The organism is Erythrobacter sp. HA7-11 (assembly GCF_055693605.1).
In genome coordinates, this window is record NZ_JBVFUF010000002.1 from 2,558,261 (window position 1) to 2,577,624 (window position 19,364).

The following is a 19,364-nucleotide window of genomic DNA, read 5'->3' on the forward strand; positions in this document are numbered from 1 at the left end:
ACAAGCATATGCAGGCTCGCTTTCTCGTCATGATGGCATTGGGAGCGAGTCTCGCGCTTGCCGCTTGCACATCTGAAGCATCGACCAAACCGGACGCGGCTCTGGTCACCGAGGTCGCGACCGAAAACGCGGTGATTGACCTAAGTGTCGAACAACTTGTCGCGCTCCAAGCCGACAGCAATGTCCGCCTGATCGATGTGCGGCGTAACGATGAAGTTGCTGAGGGGATGATCCCCGGCGCGGAGCATATCGCGCTCGACACATTCGATCCGGCGCGGCTCGACCTCAGCGATGGCCGCGAAGTCGTGCTTTATTGCCGATCGGGCCGCCGTTCGCGGATCGCCGGCGAAAAACTCGCTGCGCATACAGGCCAGCCTGCCAGACATCTGGACGGCGGAATCATCGCCTGGCGGGAAGCGCAATCGACTGAATAGGCTTGGCGTTCGACAGACGCCTACCGACATGATCATGCCGTGCTATAATGCGTCATTCATACAGGGTGTGCGACATCGTCGCGCAAGGGTAAGACGAAGGGGTCTTCAAAATGATGGAATTGACGAGCGTACTCGCCGCATTGCTGCTCGCCACGCAGGCACAACCGGCCGCCGAAGCGGACGCGCAACCTGAAGCTGCACCAGCGGCCACCCCAGCTGCAGCGGCCGAACCCGCGGTTGAAGAAGAGCCCGAAGTGGATCCGGTAGACGAAATGATCTGTCGCAAGACGGCGGTCATTGGCTCTCGCTTCAAGAAACGCGTTTGTGCAACCCGTGAAGAATGGGAAACGCTCCGGAAGCGCAGCCGGGAAAACGCGGGCGAAATGCAGCGCCGCGGCAAGGGCCTTAGCCCTAACGGCAGCTGATCGCTGCCTTAATCCGCGCCGAGCGCGCTATTCAGCATCCGCTCACGCGAAGCATACCACCTTGCGGTCTCAATTAAGCGGAGGGTGATATCATGCGTCTTGGAATACTGTGTGCGGGCTTTGCTGCGCTGGCGCCGGCATTGACGATGGCTCAGGATGCACCGCCGGTAGCATCCGAAGCGCCATCAGAACCCCTAATTGATTACACAGGCTTTGCCGATCTTGTGGCAGAGGTTGCCCCAATCCGCGAAAAACGCTTGCTGCCTAAAGACGAGTTTCTGAAGCAAGCGCTCGCGGACGGCGCTTTGCTGCTGGACACCCGATCGGCGGAGGCTTTTCGCTTGGGGCATATTGAAGGCGCGGTGAACCTGCCATTCTCCGACTTTACCGATGACAAGCTGCGCGAAGTGATCGGGACTGACCTTGACCGGCCAATCTACATCTATTGCAACAACAATTTCAGCGACAATGTGCGCCCGATCGCACTCAAGCGCGCGCCGCTGGCGCTCAACATCCCGACCTTCATCAACCTGTATGGCTATGGGTACGAGAATGTCTGGGAGTTGGCGGGCGTTATGTCGGTCGACGAAGTGCCATGGGCCGCAGAGCCAATGTTCGTGATGGATGGCGAGCAAGCCGTACGCGCGCAGCGCCAGTGATCTCTGCATAGAAAAAGGGCGGCTCCAGCCGGAACCGCCCTCTTCACCAGGAACTTTGTGTCGCGGCTTATTTGCCGCGCTTGATCTTGAATTTCCGGCGCCCGAGGATCGCAGCAGCCGCGATGCCGAACAGCGCCATCATCGGCGGTGCTGGAACTTCGGTTCCGCTGCTGGTTCCACCCGACGTGCTGCTTGAGCTCGACGACGAGCTGGAGCTCGATGAAGAGCTGCTGCCTGACGAAGATGACGAGCCCGACGACGAGCCTGAGCTTGAGCCGCTGGAGCTTGAGGAAGACGAGCTCGAAGAGCTGCTTGATGACGAAGACGATGAGCTGGTGCTGCTGGTCATGTCACCCGAAGTGCTGCCACCGCTGGTCGACATGCCGCTGGACGAACCGCCCGAAGAGCTGCTGCTGGAACTGGACGAAGACGATGAGCTTGATGAGGAACTGCTGGACGAACCGCCAGAGCTACCACCCGTAGAGGTCATGCCGCCGGTGGTCGTGGTGCTGCTACCCCCGCCGCTGGAACCGCCAGAGCTGCCACCGCTTGAGGATCCACCCGAGCTCGAGCCCGAAGAGCTGCCCGAAGACGAGCTGCTGCTTGAACCTGACGAACTGCCCGAGCTGCTGCCACCTGATGACGAACCGCTGGAGCTGCCGGATGACGAGCTCGACGACGAGCCACTAGATGAGCCGCCAGATGAACCACCCGATGAGGTTGTCGACCCAGGGTGGCCAGTCGTACCACCAGTCGATGTCATCCCGCCCGTCGATGTCATCCCGCCAGTGGTGGTGTTGCCACCGGACGAGCTGCTGGACGAAGAGGATGATGACGAGCTCGAGGAGCTGGAAGAACTGCTTGATGACGAGGAACTCGACACGTTACCCGAGGAGCTGGAGACGTTGCCCGAGGAGCTCGATACGTTACCCGAAGAGCTCGATACGTTACCCGAAGAGCTCGAGACATTGCCTGAAGAGCTCGAGACATTGCCTGAAGAGCTCGAAACTTGGCCGGTCGAAGAAGATACCTGACCGGTTGAAGACGAAACATTCCCCGAAGAGCTGGATACATTGCCCGAGGTGGTCGAGGTTGAAATTCCGCCAGTCGAAGTCGACACTTCACCGGTTGAAGAGCTGATCTCACCGCTCGAGCTGGTCGAAGTGACCACGCCCGAAGACGATGTGGTCGAGGTCGAGTTGTCGATGTCGATGATGATGTCACCCGACGAAGAAACGCCTTCGCCGCCCTCACCGCCAGTCGTAGTGGTGCTGACCACCGAGACATCGCCGCTCGACGAACCGCCGCCGCCGAAGAAGCCGCCGACAAGACCGCCACCAAAGCCGCCGAAGCCGCCTCCGCCGCCGATCACGACCGGGCCGCCGCCAAATCCGCCGCCGCCACCGCGAACGGGTGGCAAGGGTGGAAGCGGTGCCGGTGCATAGGCAACCTGTGCGATCGGTGGACACTCAGCCGGATCGAAATAGGTCTGAACAACGCGTCCCTGGCCATTGGCGCTCGCTGCGCCCGCGCCTGCAATCGCGCCAGGACCTACGCTCGGCTGCACCGGCTGGCACTCAATCGTGCGCTCGACAATGCGGCGACGACGCTGCTCGGGCTCCGGGATCTGACGTGTGCGCGTCTTCACATATTGTGGCTCACCCTTGATCAGACGCGGCGTCTCGACCAGCTTGCCATCGGCATTGGTCGTGAACTGCGGATCATCCGTGTTCATATCTTCCGCGACACGCACCGCGCCACCTTGAAGGATGGCGAGACCAGCGACCGTTGCGGCTAACTTTGCTGTGGCAAGTTTGATCGACATGAGGTGTGAACCCTAAAATTGCTTTTGGCAGTGTCGAAGCGGCCCATCCGCTCTTTCACCAAATCCAACCGTGTCATGATCAAGTGATGGCGATTCCAGCAACGGGGTTAACCATGAAATGCAGCGGCTAACGCTCAGAAATGGCTCAAATACGTGGTTTTTCGTAGAGGCTGTCCCGTTTTGATACCGAATGATCAGCCGAAGTAAGTCGCGAAATTAGTGTTAACGCTGATGCGAACTCACTTGTCGGAATCGAACATGGACGATTGTGCATCGCCCGAGCGTTTGGGCGGGCTCATCTCGAGATGCGTCCAGCCATCATCATTCAGCACGCGCCCGCGGGCCGTGCGCGCCAGCAGACCAAGCTGAATGAGGTAGGGTTCGACCACATCCTCAACCGTATCGCGCGGCTCGGCGAGTCCCGCGGCGAGCGTCTCTACGCCGACCGGCCCGCCTTTGTAGGTGGTCGCGATCATGGTGAGATAGCGCCGGTCCATCGCGTCGAGACCAAGCGAGATCGATCTCGAGCCGGGTCAGCGCATTGTCGGCCAGCGCGCGGCTGACCGTAGCCTCACCCGCGACATGGGCAAAGTCGCGCACGCGGCGCAGCAACCGGCCAGCAACCCTCGGCGTCCCGCGCGAACGGCGAGCAATCTCGCGGGCGCCCTGCTTGTCAATATCGAGACCCAGCAGCCGCGCCCCGCGCGTCACTACCTGGTCAAGCTCGTCATGAGTGTAGAAATTGAGCCGCACCGGAATGCCGAAACGGTCGCGCAGTGGCGTCGTTAACAGACCCTGCCGCGTGGTCGCTCCGATCAAAGTGAAGGGCGGCAGGTCGATGCGCACGCTACGTGCTGATGGCCCCTCGCCGATAATGATGTCGAGCGCCCGGTCCTCCATCGCCGGGTAGAGCACTTCCTCGACCACGGGATTTAGCCGGTGGATCTCGTCAATGAACAGCACGTCATGCGGCTCGAGATTGGTGAGCAGTGCCGCGAGGTCGCCAGCCTTGGCGATGACCGGACCGGATGTCGCGCGAAAGCCGACGCCCAACTCGCCCGCAATGATCTGCGCCAGCGTCGTTTTGCCGAGGCCGGGCGGGCCGAAGAACAAGGTGTGGTCCATCGCCTCGCCGCGCGATTTGGCGCTCTCGATGAAGACGCGCAGATTGTCGCGCGCGGCCTCTTGCCCGATGAATTCTATGAGAGTCTTCGGACGCAGCGCCTGGTCTGGATCGTCCGGCTGACGCTCGGGGGAGTGGATGGGTTGGTCTTCCGGATGCATCACAGGACGGCCTCAAGTGCAACAAACGCACCAATGACAAAAAACACCAGCGAGGCTGATGCACATGACAAACTGATTATCAGAGCAGTATCAGACTTCTTTTCATACGACTGGGAGTCGTATGTGTCTCCAAGCTCAAGAGCTTGGCTGCGCTTGTTGAGAGCATCATTATAGGTGGCATTCATCAGAAAATCTTGAGTGAAATAACCGCCAAACTGGGCCGCAATCGTAAGAGTTAGGCCTGTGGTGAACCAAACGAATGCCCAAAACATCCCTCGCGGACCGGCATCCAAATCGCTATTACCGAGAACCGTAAGAAGAGATAAGATTGCACCGCCGTTTGCTAAAAATAGACCTTTAAGGCCCGCCACCCCATAATCGATGCCGTACTTCAGCCGGTCATTGGATTCCGCGTAGCGGAGTTCCGCTTCCTCTTTAAATGCTATTTTTTGGCTGCCGGTAGGTGCTACTGGAAAATTCACGCTACCTGCGGCTTTCCCCGTTTCTTTACCCATCACCCTGCCGCCTTTTTCAGAGCCACGCGGATAAGGTCGCCTTCGCTGGCATCCTCACCCAATTCGGTCTGCGCGCGCGCCACAGCCTGAGCCGCAACAGCGGGTTTGAAGCCCAAATTCTCCAGCGCCGAAACCGCATCCGCGCTTGCACCGCCTGCGGGTGACACCGCGCCAACCGGCACACCGGCCATCCCCCCACCGGGAAGCGCCCCGGCCTTATCCTGCAACTCGTTGACGATCCTTCCGGCGAGCTTTGGCCCGACACCATTAGCCCGCGCGACCGTCGCCGCGTCTCCGCCCGCGCAGGCATCGCGCACTTCGCCGGTCGACAGAGCTGAGAGGATCGCAAGAGCAACCTTGCTGCCCACGCCCTGAACCGTGGTGAGTAAGCGGAACCAATCGCGTTCTGCACTCTCAGCAAAACCCAGCAGCCGCATGTCGTTCTCGCTCACCTGCAGATCGGTGTGGATCGTGCAGCCCTCGCCCACTTCGCCCAGCGCGGCGAGCGTCTTGGTCGAGCAATGGACCAGATAGCCAACGCCCTGCACGTCAACGATGGCCCAATCCTCGCCCGTCTCATCGAGCCTGCCTGAAAGCTTTGCAATCATGGGGGAGGTTTTGAAGGAAAGTGCTGTGCGGCGCCAGAGAATATGGACACTTGCCCACTCTTGCGACAAAGACTGCGCGCATGAGTTGGAACACCTTCGGTCGCGCGTTGCGCTTTACGACATGGGGCGAAAGCCACGGCCCTGCGCTGGGCGTGGTGCTGGACGGCTGCCCTCCGGGCATCGCGCTGAGCGAGGCGGACATCCAGCCCTTCATGGATGCGCGCAAGCCGGGGACGAGCAAGTTCACCACTCAGCGCAAGGAAGCGGACGAGGTGCGCATCCTCTCGGGCGTGTTCGAAGGCAAGACGACCGGCACTCCGATCAGCATGATGATCGAGAACACCGATCAGCGCTCCAAGGACTACAGCGAGATCGCCCAGAGCTATCGCCCCGGCCATGCCGACTACACCTACGACGCGAAGTACGGCATTCGCGACTATCGCGGTGGTGGGCGTTCGAGCGCGCGTGAGACGGCGGCGCGGGTGGCGGCGGGCGCGGTGGCGCGGCTGATAATCCCGGAGGTAACGATCACGGGCTTCGTGTGCGAGCTGGGTGGCGATGCGATTGACCGCTCGGCATTGGACTACGCGCAGATTGGCGAGAACCCGTTCTGGTGCCCTGATGCTGCTGCGGCGGAGCGCTGGGAAGAGCTGGTCGATGGCGCGCGCAAGAGCGGCTCGTCTTTGGGTGCAGTGGTCGAATGCGTGGCCGAAGGTGTGCCAGCTGGGTGGGGCGCGCCGGTCTATGCGAAGCTCGACAGCGACTTGGCCGCAGCGATGATGACGATCAACGCGACTAAGGGCGTTGAGATCGGCGACGGGTTTGCGGCGGCGCGGCTTAGCGGAGAGCAGAACGCCGATGCGATGTCACCCGGCGCGGACGGCAAACCGGACTACGCCAGCAACCATGCGGGCGGGACGGCAGGTGGGATCTCGACCGGGCAGCCGGTGGTGTGCCGCACCGCCTTCAAGCCAACGAGCTCGATCCTGACGCCGGTGGACTCGATCACGTCCGCTGGAGAGGCGACACAGGTGCGCACCAAGGGGCGGCACGACCCATGCGTTGGGATACGCGGGACGCCTGTGGTTGAAGCGATGATGGCGCTGGTCTTGGCAGACCATAAACTGCTGCACCGCGCTCAAGTAGCGTAAGCGGGAGCGCGGACAAAAGCGCGCTCAGACCGGGTGGCCAGGAGCACGCCCGGGCGCGCAAAAAGTTCCGGAAAACTTCGATCAAAATTTTCGATCTTCGCAATCGCACAATTTCGCTTTTGTGCAGCGCAGCAGCACCTATTTGCGCTCACAACGAAATTCCTCTCAACCCAAATCAACAAGGGAAACTCAAAAATGGGTATTATCGGCTCAACCATCAAACCGTTCACCGCTACAGCCTTCAAGGCTGGCGAAGACTTTTACGACGTTACCGACGAAGACGTTAAGGGCAAGTGGTCGGTCTTCTTCTTCTATCCAGCAGACTTCACCTTCGTCTGCCCGACGGAACTTGAGGACCTGGGCGAGAAGTATGAAATGCTGAAGAGCATGGACGTCGAAGTCTATGCCGTCAGCACCGACACGCATTTCAGCCACAAGGCATGGCACGACACCTCGGAGAAAATCGGCAAGCTGAACTTCCCGTTCCTCGGCGACCAAAACCACGTTCTCGCGCGTAACTTCGACGTACTGCGTGAAGGCGTTGGCCTTGCCGATCGTGCAACCTTCGTGGTTGACCCTGACGGCGTGATCCAAATCGTTGAGCAGACCTGCGAAGGCGTAGGCCGCAACGCAAACGAACTCACCCGCAAGATCAAGGCTGCTCAGTACGTCCGCGCCAACCCAGGCCAGGTTTGCCCGGCCGCGTGGGAAGAAGGCAGCGACACACTCGCTCCTTCGCTCGACTTGGTTGGCAAGATCTAACAACTCCAGTTCGGGTCCCTGCGGCCCGATCTGAAACTGCAAGGCGGTCTCGCTATCCCCCTCCCCCCTCGACAGCGAGGCCGCCCCATTTCCTTCAAGACCATCTAGACCAACGGATTTCACGATGCTCGACTCCAATATGCAGACCCAGCTGAAGCAATATCTCGCCAATCTGCGCGAGCCAATTGAGCTTGTTGCGTCTCTCGATGGTTCAGAGAAATCTGCGCAAACCCGAGAGCTGCTGGGCGAGATTGCCGACCTGCATGACATGGTTTCTGTCAGCTTCGATGGCACCGATGATCGCAAGCCCAGTTTCCTCATCCGCCGCGCGAGCGATGCGGACAAATGGGTCCGCTTTGCAGGCCTTCCCATGGGCCACGAATTCACATCCCTCGTCCTCGCCCTGTTGTGGGCCGGCGGTCACCCGCCAAAGGTCGATGCTGACCTGATCGAACAGGTCCGTGCGCTGGAAGGCGATTACAATTTTGAGATGTACTTCTCCTTGAGTTGCCACAACTGCCCGGACGTCGTGCAGGCACTCACACTGATGGCGCTGGAGAACACGCACATCACCGCGACTTTGATCGAAGGCGGCACCTTCCAAGATGAGGTGGACGAGCGCGGCGTTATGGCCGTGCCTGCGACCTACCTTAATGGAGAGAGCTTCTACAACGGCAAGATGGAACTCGCCGAAATTCTATCCAAATTGGATAGCGGCGCGGATGAGAAAGCCGCCGAAAAGCTCGACGCGAAAGAGCCGTTCGACGTGCTCGTCATCGGCGGCGGACCAGCGGGCAGCGCCTCTGCCGTTTACACCGCGCGCAAAGGCTTCCGCACTGGCATCGCGGTACGAGCGTTTCGGCGGCCAGCTGCAGGATACGCTCGGGATCGAGAACTTGCCCGGCACGCTCTACACTGAAGGACCAAAGCTGTCCGACGCGCTCAAGAAACAGACGCTCGAGACTGAGATCGACCTGATGGACCTTGCCCGCGCGACCGAACTGCGCCCGGCAAAAGAGCTTGGCGGCATGCACGAGGTTGTCATGTCCAACGGCGCGACGCTGCAGGCGCGCTCTTTGATCCTTTCGACCGGCGCACGCTGGCGCAATCTTGGCGTTCCCGGCGAAGCAGAATATCGAAACAAGGGCGTTGCCTATTGTCCGCATTGCGATGGCCCGCTGTTCAAAGGCAAGAATATCGCGGTGATCGGCGGCGGCAATTCGGGTGTCGAAGCGGCGATCGACCTCGCGAAGACCGTCGGCCATGTCACCTTGATCGAATATGATGACAAGCTGCGCGCTGACGAAGTGTTGCAACGCAAGCTTCGCTCACTCAGCAATGTCGAGATTGTCACCAGCGGCCAGACGACCGAGATTCTGGGCGATAGCTCGAAAGTCAGCGGACTGGTTCTGAAGGACCGCAAGAGCGGTAATGAACGCACAGTCGAGCTCGAAGGTGTTTTCGTCCAGATCGGGCTGGTCCCCAATACCGAGTGGCTTGCCGACACTGGTCTCGAATTGTCGCAATATGGCGAGATTGTCGTTGACGAGCACGGCGCGACCAACTTGCACGGCATTTACGCCGCGGGTGATGCGACCACAGTACCGGACAAGCAGATCGTGGTGGCCATGGGTGAAGGCGCAAAAGCAGGCCTTGGCGCATTCGATTATTTGATCCGGAATGAACCGGTCGAAGACGTCGCAGCTGCCGCCTAAGCACCACGAACTGACCTGTGCTTACGACCAGAACCTGTAAGCACCAAATTCGATCAATCAGCGCATTTTAATCGATTAGACAGATCAGCGCAAAAGGGTCATCCTCTTTGGGTAATCAGGCAAAAGCCTGAGTCGAATACCGAATTGAGAGGAGATTTCTGATGGATGCGAAGACTGGTGATATGAGCGGGGGCTGTCCATTCCATGGTGATGGTGGAATGCGTTCACTGCTCGGGCGGACCAATCGCGATTGGTGGCCAGAGGCTACTCAGCTGGAAATCCTCACTCAGGAAGGGAAAAGTGCCAATCCCGCTGGTGAAGACTTCGATTATGCCGAGGCATTCAATGCCATCAACTACGAGGCGCTAAAGGATGATCTTACCGCTCTGATGACGGATAGCCAGGACTGGTGGCCAGCCGATTATGGCCATTATGGTCCGTTCTTCATTCGCATGGCGTGGCACGCGGCGGGCACCTATCGCACCGGCGACGGGCGCGGCGGCGCAGGCACCGGCCAACAGCGATTTGCTCCGCTCAACAGCTGGCCAGACAACGGCAACCTTGACAAGGCGCGCCGTCTGCTTTGGCCGATTAAACAAAAGTACGGCAAGCACATCAGCTGGGCCGATCTTTTTATTCTGACCGGCAATGTCGCGATCGAAAGCATGGGTGGACCAGTGTTCGGCTTCGGCGGAGGCCGCGCTGACGTCTACGAGCCTGAGAGCGTCTATTGGGGCACTGAAGAGCAGTGGGTGAACGAAGGTGTCGCCACCCGGATCATCCCGGATGAAGGCAAGGCACTCGAAAACCCGCTCGCCGCGATCCAGATGGGTCTGATCTACGTAAATCCGGAAGGTCCAGGCGGCAAACCCGATCCGCTGCAGTCGGGCCGCGATATGCGCGAAACTTTTGCTCGTATGGCTATGAACGACGAGGAAACCGTCGCACTAACGGCAGGCGGTCACGCGTTCGGCAAGGCCCACGGTGCTCACCCGGCGGACACATTTGGCGGGGCTCCTGAAAGCGAAGTGCTGGAGCTGCAAGGCTTTGGCTGGCTCAACGATGAGGAAGAGATTGCCAACGGCAATATCACGACCTCCGGCATTGAGGGTTCATGGTCGAATAACCCGACTTCGTGGAGCCACGACTATTTCCGTCTGCTGTTCAAATACGAATATGAGCTGACGGAAAGCCCCGCAGGCGCGAAGATGTGGACGCCGATCAATCCCGATCCGGAGGATATGGCACCCGACGCTCGCGATCCGAGCAAGAAGGTCCCGACCATTATGACCACCGCCGACATGGCGCTGAAGATGGATCCGGAATATCGCAAGATTTCGGAGCGATTCCACGCGAACCCAGAGCAACTGGACGAGGCATTTGCGCGCGCATGGTTCAAATTGTGCCACCGCGATATGGGTCCGAAGGTTCGCTATATGGGTCCGGAAGTGCCGGAAGAGACGCTGATCTGGATGGATCCGGTTCCGGCTGGCAGCAAACCATCGGATGGCGCGGTTGCAGACTTCAAGTCCGCGATCCTTAGCAGCGGCCTCACGGTTAGTGAGCTTGTGAAAGCGGCATGGGCCTCGGCTTCGACCTATCGCAATTCAGACCACCGTGGCGGTGCCAACGGAGCGCGTGTGCGTTTAGCTCCGCAGAATGGCTGGAAGGCGAACGATCCCGATGAACTCAGCAAGGTTCTAGCCAAGATTGATGAGCTGCGCGGCGACCTTTCGATGGCCGATGCCATTGTACTTGCAGGATCAGCGGCGGTTGAGAAAGCCGCGGCGGATGCGGGTCACAATGTCAGCGTCCCATTTCTTGGCGGACGCGGCGATGCCACCGACGAGCATACCGATGCGGAAAGCTTTGAGCCGCTGGAGCCGTTTGCCGATGGCTTCCGCAACTACCTCAAGACCAAAGCCAATGTCCGCACTGAAGAGATGCTGATCGACCGGGCACACCTGCTCGGCCTGTCCATCCCTGAATTGACCGTTTTGGTCGGCGGAATGCGTGCGCTGGGTGCCAACTCCGGAAACACCAAGCACGGCATCTTCACCGACCGCGTTGGCCAGCTGACCACAGACTTCTTCGTCAACCTGCTCGACATGGGCACCAAGTGGGCTCCGGTCGATGGCAGCGGAGATGAGGAATATGTCGGGACCGATCGCAAGACTGGCGAAGAGCGTTACCGCGCGACCCGCACCGATCTGGTGTTCGGCTCAAACTCGCAATTGCGCGCTCAGGCGGAGTTCTACGCGGAGAGCGGCAATGAAGCGAAGTTCGTCGAAGACTTTGTGGCTGCATGGACCAAGGTGATGAACGCCGACCGTTTCGACGTGACGCACGCCAAATATCACGCCTGATCTGTCCCTTATCGTATCAGGCAAACGAGAGCCCTCGGCAGCAATGCCGGGGGCTTTTTTGTTGCATTCGCGCAAGTGATCGCGTCATTGGGCGGAATGACAAGCATCGCCCAGACAGCTCAAGAACCCGTAGCCGCCGGGCGTACGTATGCTGGTGTGATTGCTGCGTTCGCGTTCGCGGCCTTGGCCGTGCAGCCCATGCTCGGCGACGGAACCTATCTTGAGAACCTAGCCGCAATGCTGCGTTTCTTTACCATTTGGGGGAATGTGGCAGCATGCATCGTCATGGCGCTGATTGCGCTTGGCAAAACGCCCTCACGGGCGGTCATGGCAGCGCTCGTGACCGCCATAACGGTGATCGCTTCAGTCTATTGGGCACTGTTGGCGAGCGACCATCACCCATCCGGGTATGACCGCATCACCAATCAGTTCCATCATACCATCGTGCCCTTGACGACATTCCTGTGGTGGCTGCGTTTTGCACCAACTGCGCCAAAGATCTTGCCGCTGATCCCGGTAGTTATGATCCCTCCGCTTAGCTACGGCCTGTTCGCGTTCATTCTCGGCCAAGTGACCGGTTTTTACGCCTATTTCTTCCTTGATCTGCCGGCGATGGGATGGGTGAACTTTCTGATCAGCAACGCAGTGTTGGCGGTATTCTTCGCGGTTCTCGGCGCTGGCCTCGTCGCGATCAAGAATGCGCTTGGCCTTAGTGCAAAACAGACCTCCTAAGCCCTGAACTAGCGCCGTCTCTTAAGTACCAAATAAAGCGCGCCATCGCCGCCATGCCCGCGATGCGCCTTGCGCACAGCGGCGATAGCGTCGGAATGCGGCCCAGCGGCGAGCCAATCGAGCAATTTCGCGCGAATGGCGCCTCGCTTGCTGCCCCGATCAGCCGGGTCGACCGGACGCGACCGGTACCGGCAATTAGGAGCACAACGCGCGCATCCATGGCAAGCGCCTGATCCAATCCAGACATGATCCGATCGTACGCTCGGTCCAAGGTATGCCCATGCAAGTCGAACGTATAGTCGGGCACGATCCGCCCCGCTTTCAGCTTGCGGTCCCAGTGCGAATCCAGGCTGCTATCAGCGATGCTTTGCGGCGCACGAGGCTGCGGAACGGGTGCGGCACCGCTGCGCTCTGATTGCAGACTCGGCGGAGATTTCAGTCCGACCTGGGTCGGAGATTTGCTTTGCACCGCGTGCCCATCAGCCTGCGGCACTACGGGTGGCGTGCGTCCTTCGAGCGGGGTGACACTCTTGGCAAGATGCGCCCAGGCAGCAGCTTCTGCCTCGCTCAGCCCCCGCGGAATACTCATTCGCCGTTAAGTCGCGCGACCGTCCCTTTGGGCAGCAAAATGTAAGCCTGCCCGCGACCACTCATTCCGCCCGCTATGCGGCGTGCATCTTCGCCTGCCCCCCAGAAGGTGTCGAAGCGGTTCGCGCCTTTGATCGCCCCGCCCGTGTCTTGCGCGACCCACAGACCATCAGCCTCATTCCGATCGAGATCGAGCCATACAGGCGCTCCGTAAGGCACGAAGCGCGGGTCAACCGCAACTGAACTTTCGCGCCGCACCGGAATGCCGAGCGATCCCAAGGGGCCGTCACCAGTCAGCTCGCGGAAGAATATCCAACTCTTGTTGAGCTGCATTAGCTCGCGGCCTTCCTCCGGGTTTTCGCGGATATAGGCCATGATGCCCTGCATCGATCCGGGATACTTGCCTGGACCCTCGCCCAGCAGTCCCCGCTCTCGCATCACGCCGCCAATGCCGACATATTCGCGGCCATTCTGTCCGGCATAGCCGATGCGGATCACTTCGCCTTCAGGCGTAATCAGACGTCCAGAGCCTTGGATTTGCAGAAAGAAAAACTCAACCGGATCCGCGATCCAGGCGATCACGGGAACGCGGCCATCAAGGGCGCCTTCCTCGATCTCTCTGCGCTCAAAATAGCGCACATATTCGCCATTCATATTGCGTCGTGCGAGCGGTGGCCGCCCAGTGCGCTCAGCTTCAGGAATATCAGCCGTCCAGCCTCGCTCTAGGTCATCGGGCAAAGCATAGACCGGCGTTTCATAGCCAGGCCTGCGAGTACGGCTGCCACGAATCTCTGGCTCGAAATAGCCGGTAGCAAAGGCTTCTCCGGAGCCGATGATCGCGGTCTCAAAGTTCTCGGCAAAAAACGATCGAGCACTGCCGCGCGCTCGCGGTGCAGCATCGCAGGCTGCGCGCCAATCTTCGCGGCGGGTCAGGCCCGTGGTGTCCTCGCGCCGCAGCAGCGAAGGACAGCTTTCGATAAAGGAGCGCAGTGCAGTTTCGGCGTCATCCTGACCAAAACCAAGCCCCGTCACAAATGGTCCCGGGCGCACCCCTGCCATCAGAGCGCTTGTCGCCGCAGGTCCAGGCGGGGCTGATGGCGGCGGAGCTGGTGTCACCACCGGAGGCGGCGCAGGACTGGTCGCAGGCCCGCGTGGGCCACCGCTTTCAGGGATGAGGCGGACACAGCCCGACAGAAAAATGAAAGCCGCCAATATCAGGGCTGAGCGCATGTATCCCTCCGTGCAATAGCCCCACAATGGTAAGCGGATTAGCCCTCGTCAGTTTCGTCAAGCAGCCAGTTTGGATCAGAGTCCTTCACATTGCGCGAGAATGTCCAGATGTCGCGGCTCTCAACCGCATCATCGAGCGATCCGGCAATGACATTGCCATCTTTATCGCGAGTTACTGCCGCAATGTCAGCGACGAAGAGGATTGCAATCCGCGCCATCTTACCATCAAGCTGGGCGGAGTGGATCTTCGTCTCTTCAATGCGGATCAGTTTGTTCTCGAGCGTGTTGCCAGCGGCTTCACGCGCGTCAATCGCAGCGGAGAAACCTGCGAACACATCATCATCACACAAATCTTTCAGGGTGTCGCGATCGCCTTCCCAAAAAGCCTCGAGGACCATCTCATAGGCGGCACGGCCACCTTCGAGGAATGCGGTCAGGTCAAAACGGCTGTCAGCGGCGGCGATCTCGCGAATTCCACGCTCTACTGCTGGCAAGACGCCAACGACCTGAGGCTCGCGGCTTGTTTGCGCGGGCGCGACAGATGCGGGAACCTGTGCAGGCTTATTTTCGCCAGCGTCAAAACGGTTCGGAACCGATTCTTCTTCGTGCTCCGCACGCTGACCCAAAACCGAATACAGGCGCAGCCCCAAGAACGCGGCAATCATGGCGAGAATGATAATTTCAACAATCACAATGTAGTATCCGGTACTTTGGGCGACGCGCCCTCCAGCGCATTACCCGATTTCCAACACCCCTTCGTGCCCTAAATAGGCGCTAAATACAAATGAACAACGACCTTTAACTCTAGCCTTAACGGTTTTTGCGCAGCGTTCGTCCGGTTGCTTGCACGTCTCGCGCCTGCTAGGCGCGCCCGCAACCCGCTGGCTGCGATGGTCGGCACGATCCTTTATTTGACTGAAAGAGCTTAAAGATGGCCGAAGAAGGCGATGTTCTGACTAACCTCAACGATCCAGCTGCAGGCGCAAACGGTGCCGATAACCAGCCAGCGGCAGGTTTGATAACCCAGTACGTGAAAGACCTCTCGGTCGAGAACCCGAATGCCCCAGATGTCTATCAATGGACGGATCAGCCGAACATTGATGTGCAGTTCAACATCGGCGCGGATCAAGTGAACCAGGAAGTTCACGAGGTGACGCTCAAGGTGAAGATCGAAGCCAAAGCCGAAAAGGGCAGCGCCTATCTCGTCGAGCTCGACTATTGCGGTTTGGTTGGCGTTCGCAATCTGCCTGATGATCAGACGCACGCATTCCTGTTTGCCGAAGCGCCGCGACTGCTGTTCCCGTTCGCACGCCGCGTCGTTTCGGATGCTGTTCGCGATGCCGGTTTCCCACCGCTGATGATGGACCCGATCGACTTCAACGGTCTCTATCTTCAGCAATTGGCGCGCAAGCAGCAGGAAGAAGCCGCAGCGGGCGGCGCGCCTGCGGGCGACGCCTAAGCCATCGTATCGCGCGGGCCTGAGCTATGAGCCTGCTCAAAAACGTCGGAACGATCGGCGGGCTGACCATGCTCAGCCGCGTCGCCGGGATGGCGCGCGAGATGATCTTCTCGCGCGTCCTCGGTGCCAATGCGGTCACAGATGCGTGGTTTCAGGCGTTCATCATTCCAAATGTATTTCGCCGCCTTTTTGCCGAAGGCGCGTTTTCGGCTGCCTTCGTGCCAATGTTCTCGAAGCGTCTGCATGGCGAAGGCGGCATTGAGGAGGCACGCAGCTTCAGTGCCGATGTGCTGAGCGTGTTTTTGCCGGTGCTGATCGCGCTGGTTGCCGTTTTCGAACTGGCCATGCCAGGCGTGATCTGGCTGCTATCCGAAAAACCGGTTGATCCTGAAACCTATCCTCTCGCGGTTGATTTCGCGCGGATTATGTTCCCTTACATTATCCTTGTTAGTCTGGTGACCTTGTTCACCGGGATGCTGAACTCGGTCTCGCGGTTCGCCCCCGGAGCAAGCTTTCCCATCATCCTCAATCTTGTGCTGATCGCGGCACTCTTGGCTGGCGAGTGGTTTATCGAAACCACCGGCGCGAGCGTCGAGCAAGCTGCCTATGGCATCGCGTGGGCGGTGACCGGTGCAGGGGTGATGCAGCTTGCTTGGCTCTATTACTGGACGCGGGTCGAAGGGTTCCGGCCCAAGCTGCTATGGCCGCGCATTACGCCAGAGGTGAAGCGCCTCTCGATCATTGCCCTGCCCGCTGCGATTGGCGGCGGCGCGTATCAGATCAACACTCTGGTGCAGCTCTATTTCCTCAATCAACTTGAGGATGGCTCGGTCAGCTATATGAATTATGCTGACCGGCTGAACCAATTGCCGCTCGGCATAATTGGCATCGCGCTCGCTACGGCGATACTGCCCAACCTGTCCAAATTCATCGGCGGAGAGGACGAGGAACGCGCCGCGAAACTTCAGTCGGACGCGATTGAGCTGGCTATGCTGCTGACCGTCCCTGCAGCGGTCGCGCTCGCCATCTGTGCTGAGCCATTTGTGACCATGATTTTCCAAGGTGGACGTTTCGATTTGGCCGATGCGGCGGTGACCGGCGATGTCCTGGCGGCGCTTGTAATGGGCCTGCCCGCTTATGTACTGGTCAAAGTGCTCGTCCCAAATTTTTACGCCCGCGCCGACACCAAGACACCTGTGATCGCAGCTTTCATCTCGCTCGGTGTGTTCATCGCATTCAGCATTTCGGTTCTCCAAACATTGGGCGTGATCGGAGTTGCCTATGCCAGCGTTGTGGGCGCATGGATCAATGTCGCGTTCCTGCTTATCGTGCTCGCGATGCGCGGACATTATCGCATTCCGGGCGCGTTGATTTTTCGCCTCGCCCGACAAGTGCTCGCCGCTGCAGCGATGGGAGCAGCGCTCTATTACACCAGCGACCTGTTGACCGGCTGGTATTCGGCAGGCGTATTCGCACGGCTTTGGGCGCTATTGGTGCTGGTCGCTGCTGCAGCGACCGTCTATTTCGGCCTTGCATTTGCCACTGGCGCCATTGACCGGCAACGCATCGCCGCCCTTACAAAGAAAGCAGTCTAATATCATGAAAGTCGTCTCCGGCATTCAACCCACCGGCAAGCCGCACCTTGGCAATTACCTTGGCGCAATCGTCAACTACGTGAAGCTTCAGGACGAGGCGATCGCAGCGGGCGGCGAGTGCTTTATCTTTTTGGCAGATTTGCACGCGATCTCGCAGCCGCATGACCCGGCGGAGTTGACGCAAAACACCCGCGAGATGGTCGCCACTTTGGTCGCATGCGGGGTCAATCCGGCCAAGACGATCCTTTTCAACCAAGCGCAAGTCCCCGCACATGCAGAGCTGCAATGGCTCCTCAACGGGACAGCGCGAATGGGCTGGCTCAACCGTATGACCCAGTGGAAGGACAAGGCTGGCAAGAACCGCGAGAGCCAATCGGTCGCGCTGTTCACCTATCCTGTCCTGCAGGCTGCCGATGTGCTGCTCTATCAGGCGACCCACGTTCCTGTGGGCGACGACCAAAAGCAGCATTTGGAACTGGCGCGTGACATCGCGCAGAAATTCAACAACGATTTCTGCGCCGAAGATGCTCCGCTCTTTACCCTGCCTGAGCCATACATCCCTCCGGAAGCCGCGAGGATCATGAGCCTGCGCGATGGCACTTCGAAAATGAGCAAATCGGACCCGTCGGAAATGAGCCGCATCAGCCTGACCGATGATGCCGATACGATCATGAAAAAGGTGAAGAAAGCCAAGACCGACCCAGAACCCTTGCCGAGCGAACTCGACGGCCTCGAAGGACGCGACGAAGCCCTGAACCTGATCGGTATTTATGCCGCCCTGGCAGGCGTCAGCAAAGAGCAGGTTCTGGTAGATTTTGGCGGGCAGGGCTTCGGAGCATTCAAACCGGCTCTGGGCGAATTGCTGATCGAAACGCTCAGCCCTATCAACGCCCGCTTTATGGAACTGAAGGACGACCAAGAGGCGCTCGATGCAATCCTGGCTCGTGGCGCAGCGCAGGCTCGCGAACGCGGGATACCGACGCTTGATGCTGCCTACCATGCGCTGGGATTGGTACGCGGATAGACGTTCTGTGCGGTGCCCCGTGTTGGAGCTGCGTTCAAAGTGTATTCAGACCAAAACTTTACAGTGAAGCAAGCTAATGACAGCTTGCTGGTCTAGGGTGGGGTCCTGAAACCGCGATTCTCAAGGTTTCTGTCGATAGGGAGACATGCGGCTTCCCGCGAGCAATGCTGGCCGTGTGAATGAGAAAGGTACGATCATGATCAACCCACTTCGATCCCGCGCAAAAGGACTAAAGCGCGCCGCCGCAGCTGCCTTGCTGCTTGGCCTCGCTGCCTGCGCCACGCCGTTCAAGGCCGATGTGTCGCGGTTCCAGACGCAATTGCCCGCCCCTGACGGCAAAACCTTTGCCGTGGTCGCAGAAGATCCAAAGCTCGCTGGCGGGCTTGAGTTTGCGCAATATGCCGATTTTGTCGAAGCCGAAATGGCAGCCCTTGGTTACAAGCAAGCCGCACCGGAGGTCGCAAACTTGCTGGTCAGGTTCGACTACGGTGTCGACAACGGCTAGGGAACGCATTCGCACCACCGGCTTTCGTGATCCTTACTTTGATCCTTGGTATGGCGGTTTTGGACGCAGGGGCTTTTATCGCGGTCGTGGCTTCCACCGCAGCCGCCTCCGCGGTGCGTGGGGCTTTGGCTTTTATGACCCGTGGTTTGGCGGCCCTGAGGTTCGCAGCTTCACGGTTTTCACCTCGGGCATCGACATGAAGATCGACAATACAGAGACCGGGGAACGCCTGTTTGAAGGTAAAGCTCAGGCCGTATCGCGTTCGAACAGTCTGCCTTATCTGGTGCCCAACCTAGTCGAGGCGATGTTTACCGGCTTTCCTGGCAATTCCGGCGAAACAGTACGCATCTCCATCAAGCCGGAGGACAAGGTTGTCCAACGGGGCAACTGACCACAGCTACTCACAGCAGTTCCCTTGGACGGGAATGACAAGGGGCGGCGCTGAAAACGGCGTCGCCTTTTGCATTCACAGCTCCGAGACGAACCG

The 19,364-nt window shown here is 59.3% G+C and carries 18 protein-coding genes and 3 pseudogenes; 15 read left to right on the forward strand and 6 right to left on the reverse strand.

Annotated elements, in window-relative coordinates:
• The first annotated feature begins 8 nt into the window (after nucleotides 1–8).
• The 6 genes from ACZ1GU_RS13060 (at nucleotide 9) to ACZ1GU_RS13085 (ending at nucleotide 3,316) form a co-directional block, all read left to right on the forward strand.
• Nucleotides 9–434, forward strand: a complete 426-nt coding sequence (locus ACZ1GU_RS13060) for a rhodanese-like domain-containing protein (protein ID WP_472648401.1) — start codon at nucleotides 9–11, stop codon at nucleotides 432–434.
• Between the two features lie 110 nt (nucleotides 435–544).
• Nucleotides 545–859, forward strand: coding sequence for a hypothetical protein (locus ACZ1GU_RS13065; protein ID WP_472648402.1), 315 nt, complete (start codon nucleotides 545–547; stop codon nucleotides 857–859).
• Between the two features lie 92 nt (nucleotides 860–951).
• Nucleotides 952–1,518 (forward strand): rhodanese-like domain-containing protein, encoded by a 567-nt coding sequence (locus tag ACZ1GU_RS13070; protein ID WP_472648403.1) that lies wholly within the window; start codon nucleotides 952–954, stop codon nucleotides 1,516–1,518.
• A gap of 122 nt (nucleotides 1,519–1,640) precedes the next feature.
• Nucleotides 1,641–2,552, forward strand: a complete 912-nt coding sequence (locus ACZ1GU_RS13075) for a hypothetical protein (RefSeq protein ID WP_472648404.1) — start codon at nucleotides 1,641–1,643, stop codon at nucleotides 2,550–2,552.
• Nucleotides 2,553–2,591: 39 nt separating this feature from the next.
• A complete protein-coding gene (locus tag ACZ1GU_RS13080; protein WP_472648405.1) occupies nucleotides 2,592–2,963 on the forward strand; it encodes a hypothetical protein in 372 nt (123 codons plus the stop codon).
• Nucleotides 2,964–3,169: 206 nt separating this feature from the next.
• Nucleotides 3,170–3,316 carry a hypothetical protein gene (locus ACZ1GU_RS13085; protein WP_472648407.1) on the forward strand — a complete coding sequence of 49 codons (147 nt, stop codon included), beginning with the start codon at nucleotides 3,170–3,172 and terminating at the stop codon, nucleotides 3,314–3,316.
• A 266-nt stretch (nucleotides 3,317–3,582) separates the two neighbouring features.
• On the opposite strand, the pseudogene ruvB reads toward ACZ1GU_RS13085, so the two are convergent.
• The 3 genes and pseudogenes from ruvB to ruvA form a co-directional block, all read right to left on the reverse strand.
• Nucleotides 3,583–4,627 (reverse strand): annotated as a pseudogene (ruvB, locus tag ACZ1GU_RS13090) (Holliday junction branch migration DNA helicase RuvB).
• Nucleotides 4,627–5,142 (reverse strand): hypothetical protein, encoded by a 516-nt coding sequence (locus ACZ1GU_RS13095; protein ID WP_472648408.1) that lies wholly within the window; start codon nucleotides 5,140–5,142, stop codon nucleotides 4,627–4,629. Before ACZ1GU_RS13095 ends, ruvB begins: the two are co-directional and overlap by 1 nt.
• The gene (gene ruvA / locus ACZ1GU_RS13100) at nucleotides 5,142–5,750 is read right to left on the reverse strand and encodes a Holliday junction branch migration protein RuvA (RefSeq protein WP_472648409.1); all 609 of its coding nucleotides are present in this window, start codon (nucleotides 5,748–5,750) and stop codon (nucleotides 5,142–5,144) included. The genes ACZ1GU_RS13095 and ruvA overlap by 1 nt, the downstream gene beginning before the upstream one ends.
• A gap of 80 nt (nucleotides 5,751–5,830) precedes the next feature.
• On the opposite strand from ruvA, the gene aroC reads away from it, so the two are divergent.
• The 5 genes and pseudogenes from aroC (at nucleotide 5,831) to ACZ1GU_RS13125 (ending at nucleotide 12,476) form a co-directional block, all read left to right on the forward strand.
• Nucleotides 5,831–6,901, forward strand: coding sequence for a chorismate synthase (gene aroC / locus ACZ1GU_RS13105; RefSeq protein ID WP_472648410.1), 1,071 nt, complete (start codon nucleotides 5,831–5,833; stop codon nucleotides 6,899–6,901).
• 195 nt (nucleotides 6,902–7,096) lie between these two features.
• A complete protein-coding gene (gene ahpC, locus ACZ1GU_RS13110; RefSeq protein WP_472648411.1) occupies nucleotides 7,097–7,663 on the forward strand; it encodes an alkyl hydroperoxide reductase subunit C in 567 nt (188 codons plus the stop codon).
• A 124-nt stretch (nucleotides 7,664–7,787) separates the two neighbouring features.
• Nucleotides 7,788–9,378, forward strand: a pseudogene (gene ahpF, locus ACZ1GU_RS13115) (alkyl hydroperoxide reductase subunit F).
• 161 nt (nucleotides 9,379–9,539) lie between these two features.
• Nucleotides 9,540–11,744 (forward strand): catalase/peroxidase HPI, encoded by a 2,205-nt coding sequence (gene katG, locus ACZ1GU_RS13120; protein WP_472648412.1) that lies wholly within the window; start codon nucleotides 9,540–9,542, stop codon nucleotides 11,742–11,744.
• Between the two features lie 96 nt (nucleotides 11,745–11,840).
• On the forward strand, nucleotides 11,841–12,476 hold the full coding sequence (locus tag ACZ1GU_RS13125) for a Pr6Pr family membrane protein (RefSeq protein WP_472648413.1): 636 nt from the start codon (nucleotides 11,841–11,843) through the stop codon (nucleotides 12,474–12,476).
• Here the strand turns inward: ACZ1GU_RS13125 and ACZ1GU_RS13130 are convergent.
• From ACZ1GU_RS13130 to ACZ1GU_RS13140, 3 genes are read right to left on the reverse strand one after another with little or no spacing between them, the layout of a single operon-like run.
• The gene (locus ACZ1GU_RS13130) at nucleotides 12,454–13,065 is read right to left on the reverse strand and encodes a Smr/MutS family protein (RefSeq protein ID WP_472648414.1); all 612 of its coding nucleotides are present in this window, start codon (nucleotides 13,063–13,065) and stop codon (nucleotides 12,454–12,456) included. The two genes, ACZ1GU_RS13125 and ACZ1GU_RS13130, sit on opposite strands and share 23 nt — an antisense overlap.
• Nucleotides 13,062–14,294: a murein transglycosylase A gene (gene mltA / locus ACZ1GU_RS13135; RefSeq protein WP_472648415.1), complete on the reverse strand. Its 1,233-nt coding sequence runs from the start codon at nucleotides 14,292–14,294 to the stop codon at nucleotides 13,062–13,064. Before mltA ends, ACZ1GU_RS13130 begins: the two co-directional genes overlap by 4 nt.
• A 38-nt stretch (nucleotides 14,295–14,332) precedes the next feature.
• Complete coding sequence (locus tag ACZ1GU_RS13140) at nucleotides 14,333–14,986, reverse strand: Tim44/TimA family putative adaptor protein (RefSeq protein WP_472648416.1); 654 nt, start codon at nucleotides 14,984–14,986, stop codon at nucleotides 14,333–14,335.
• Between the two features lie 239 nt (nucleotides 14,987–15,225).
• Between ACZ1GU_RS13140 and secB the strand changes: the two genes are divergently transcribed.
• The 4 genes and pseudogenes from secB to ACZ1GU_RS13160 all read left to right on the forward strand — a co-directional run bounded on the left by secB (nucleotide 15,226) and on the right by ACZ1GU_RS13160 (nucleotide 19,268).
• Nucleotides 15,226–15,753, forward strand: a complete 528-nt coding sequence (secB, locus tag ACZ1GU_RS13145; protein ID WP_472648417.1) for a protein-export chaperone SecB — start codon at nucleotides 15,226–15,228, stop codon at nucleotides 15,751–15,753.
• A gap of 26 nt (nucleotides 15,754–15,779) precedes the next feature.
• Entirely contained in the window at nucleotides 15,780–17,348 is a 1,569-nt protein-coding gene (gene murJ / locus ACZ1GU_RS13150) for a murein biosynthesis integral membrane protein MurJ (protein ID WP_472648418.1), read from the forward strand.
• Between the two features lie 4 nt (nucleotides 17,349–17,352).
• A complete protein-coding gene (gene trpS / locus ACZ1GU_RS13155) occupies nucleotides 17,353–18,372 on the forward strand; it encodes a tryptophan--tRNA ligase (RefSeq protein ID WP_472648419.1) in 1,020 nt (339 codons plus the stop codon).
• A 196-nt stretch (nucleotides 18,373–18,568) separates the two neighbouring features.
• Nucleotides 18,569–19,268: pseudogene (locus ACZ1GU_RS13160) on the forward strand (DUF4136 domain-containing protein).
• The last annotated feature ends 96 nt before the right edge of the window (nucleotides 19,269–19,364 follow it).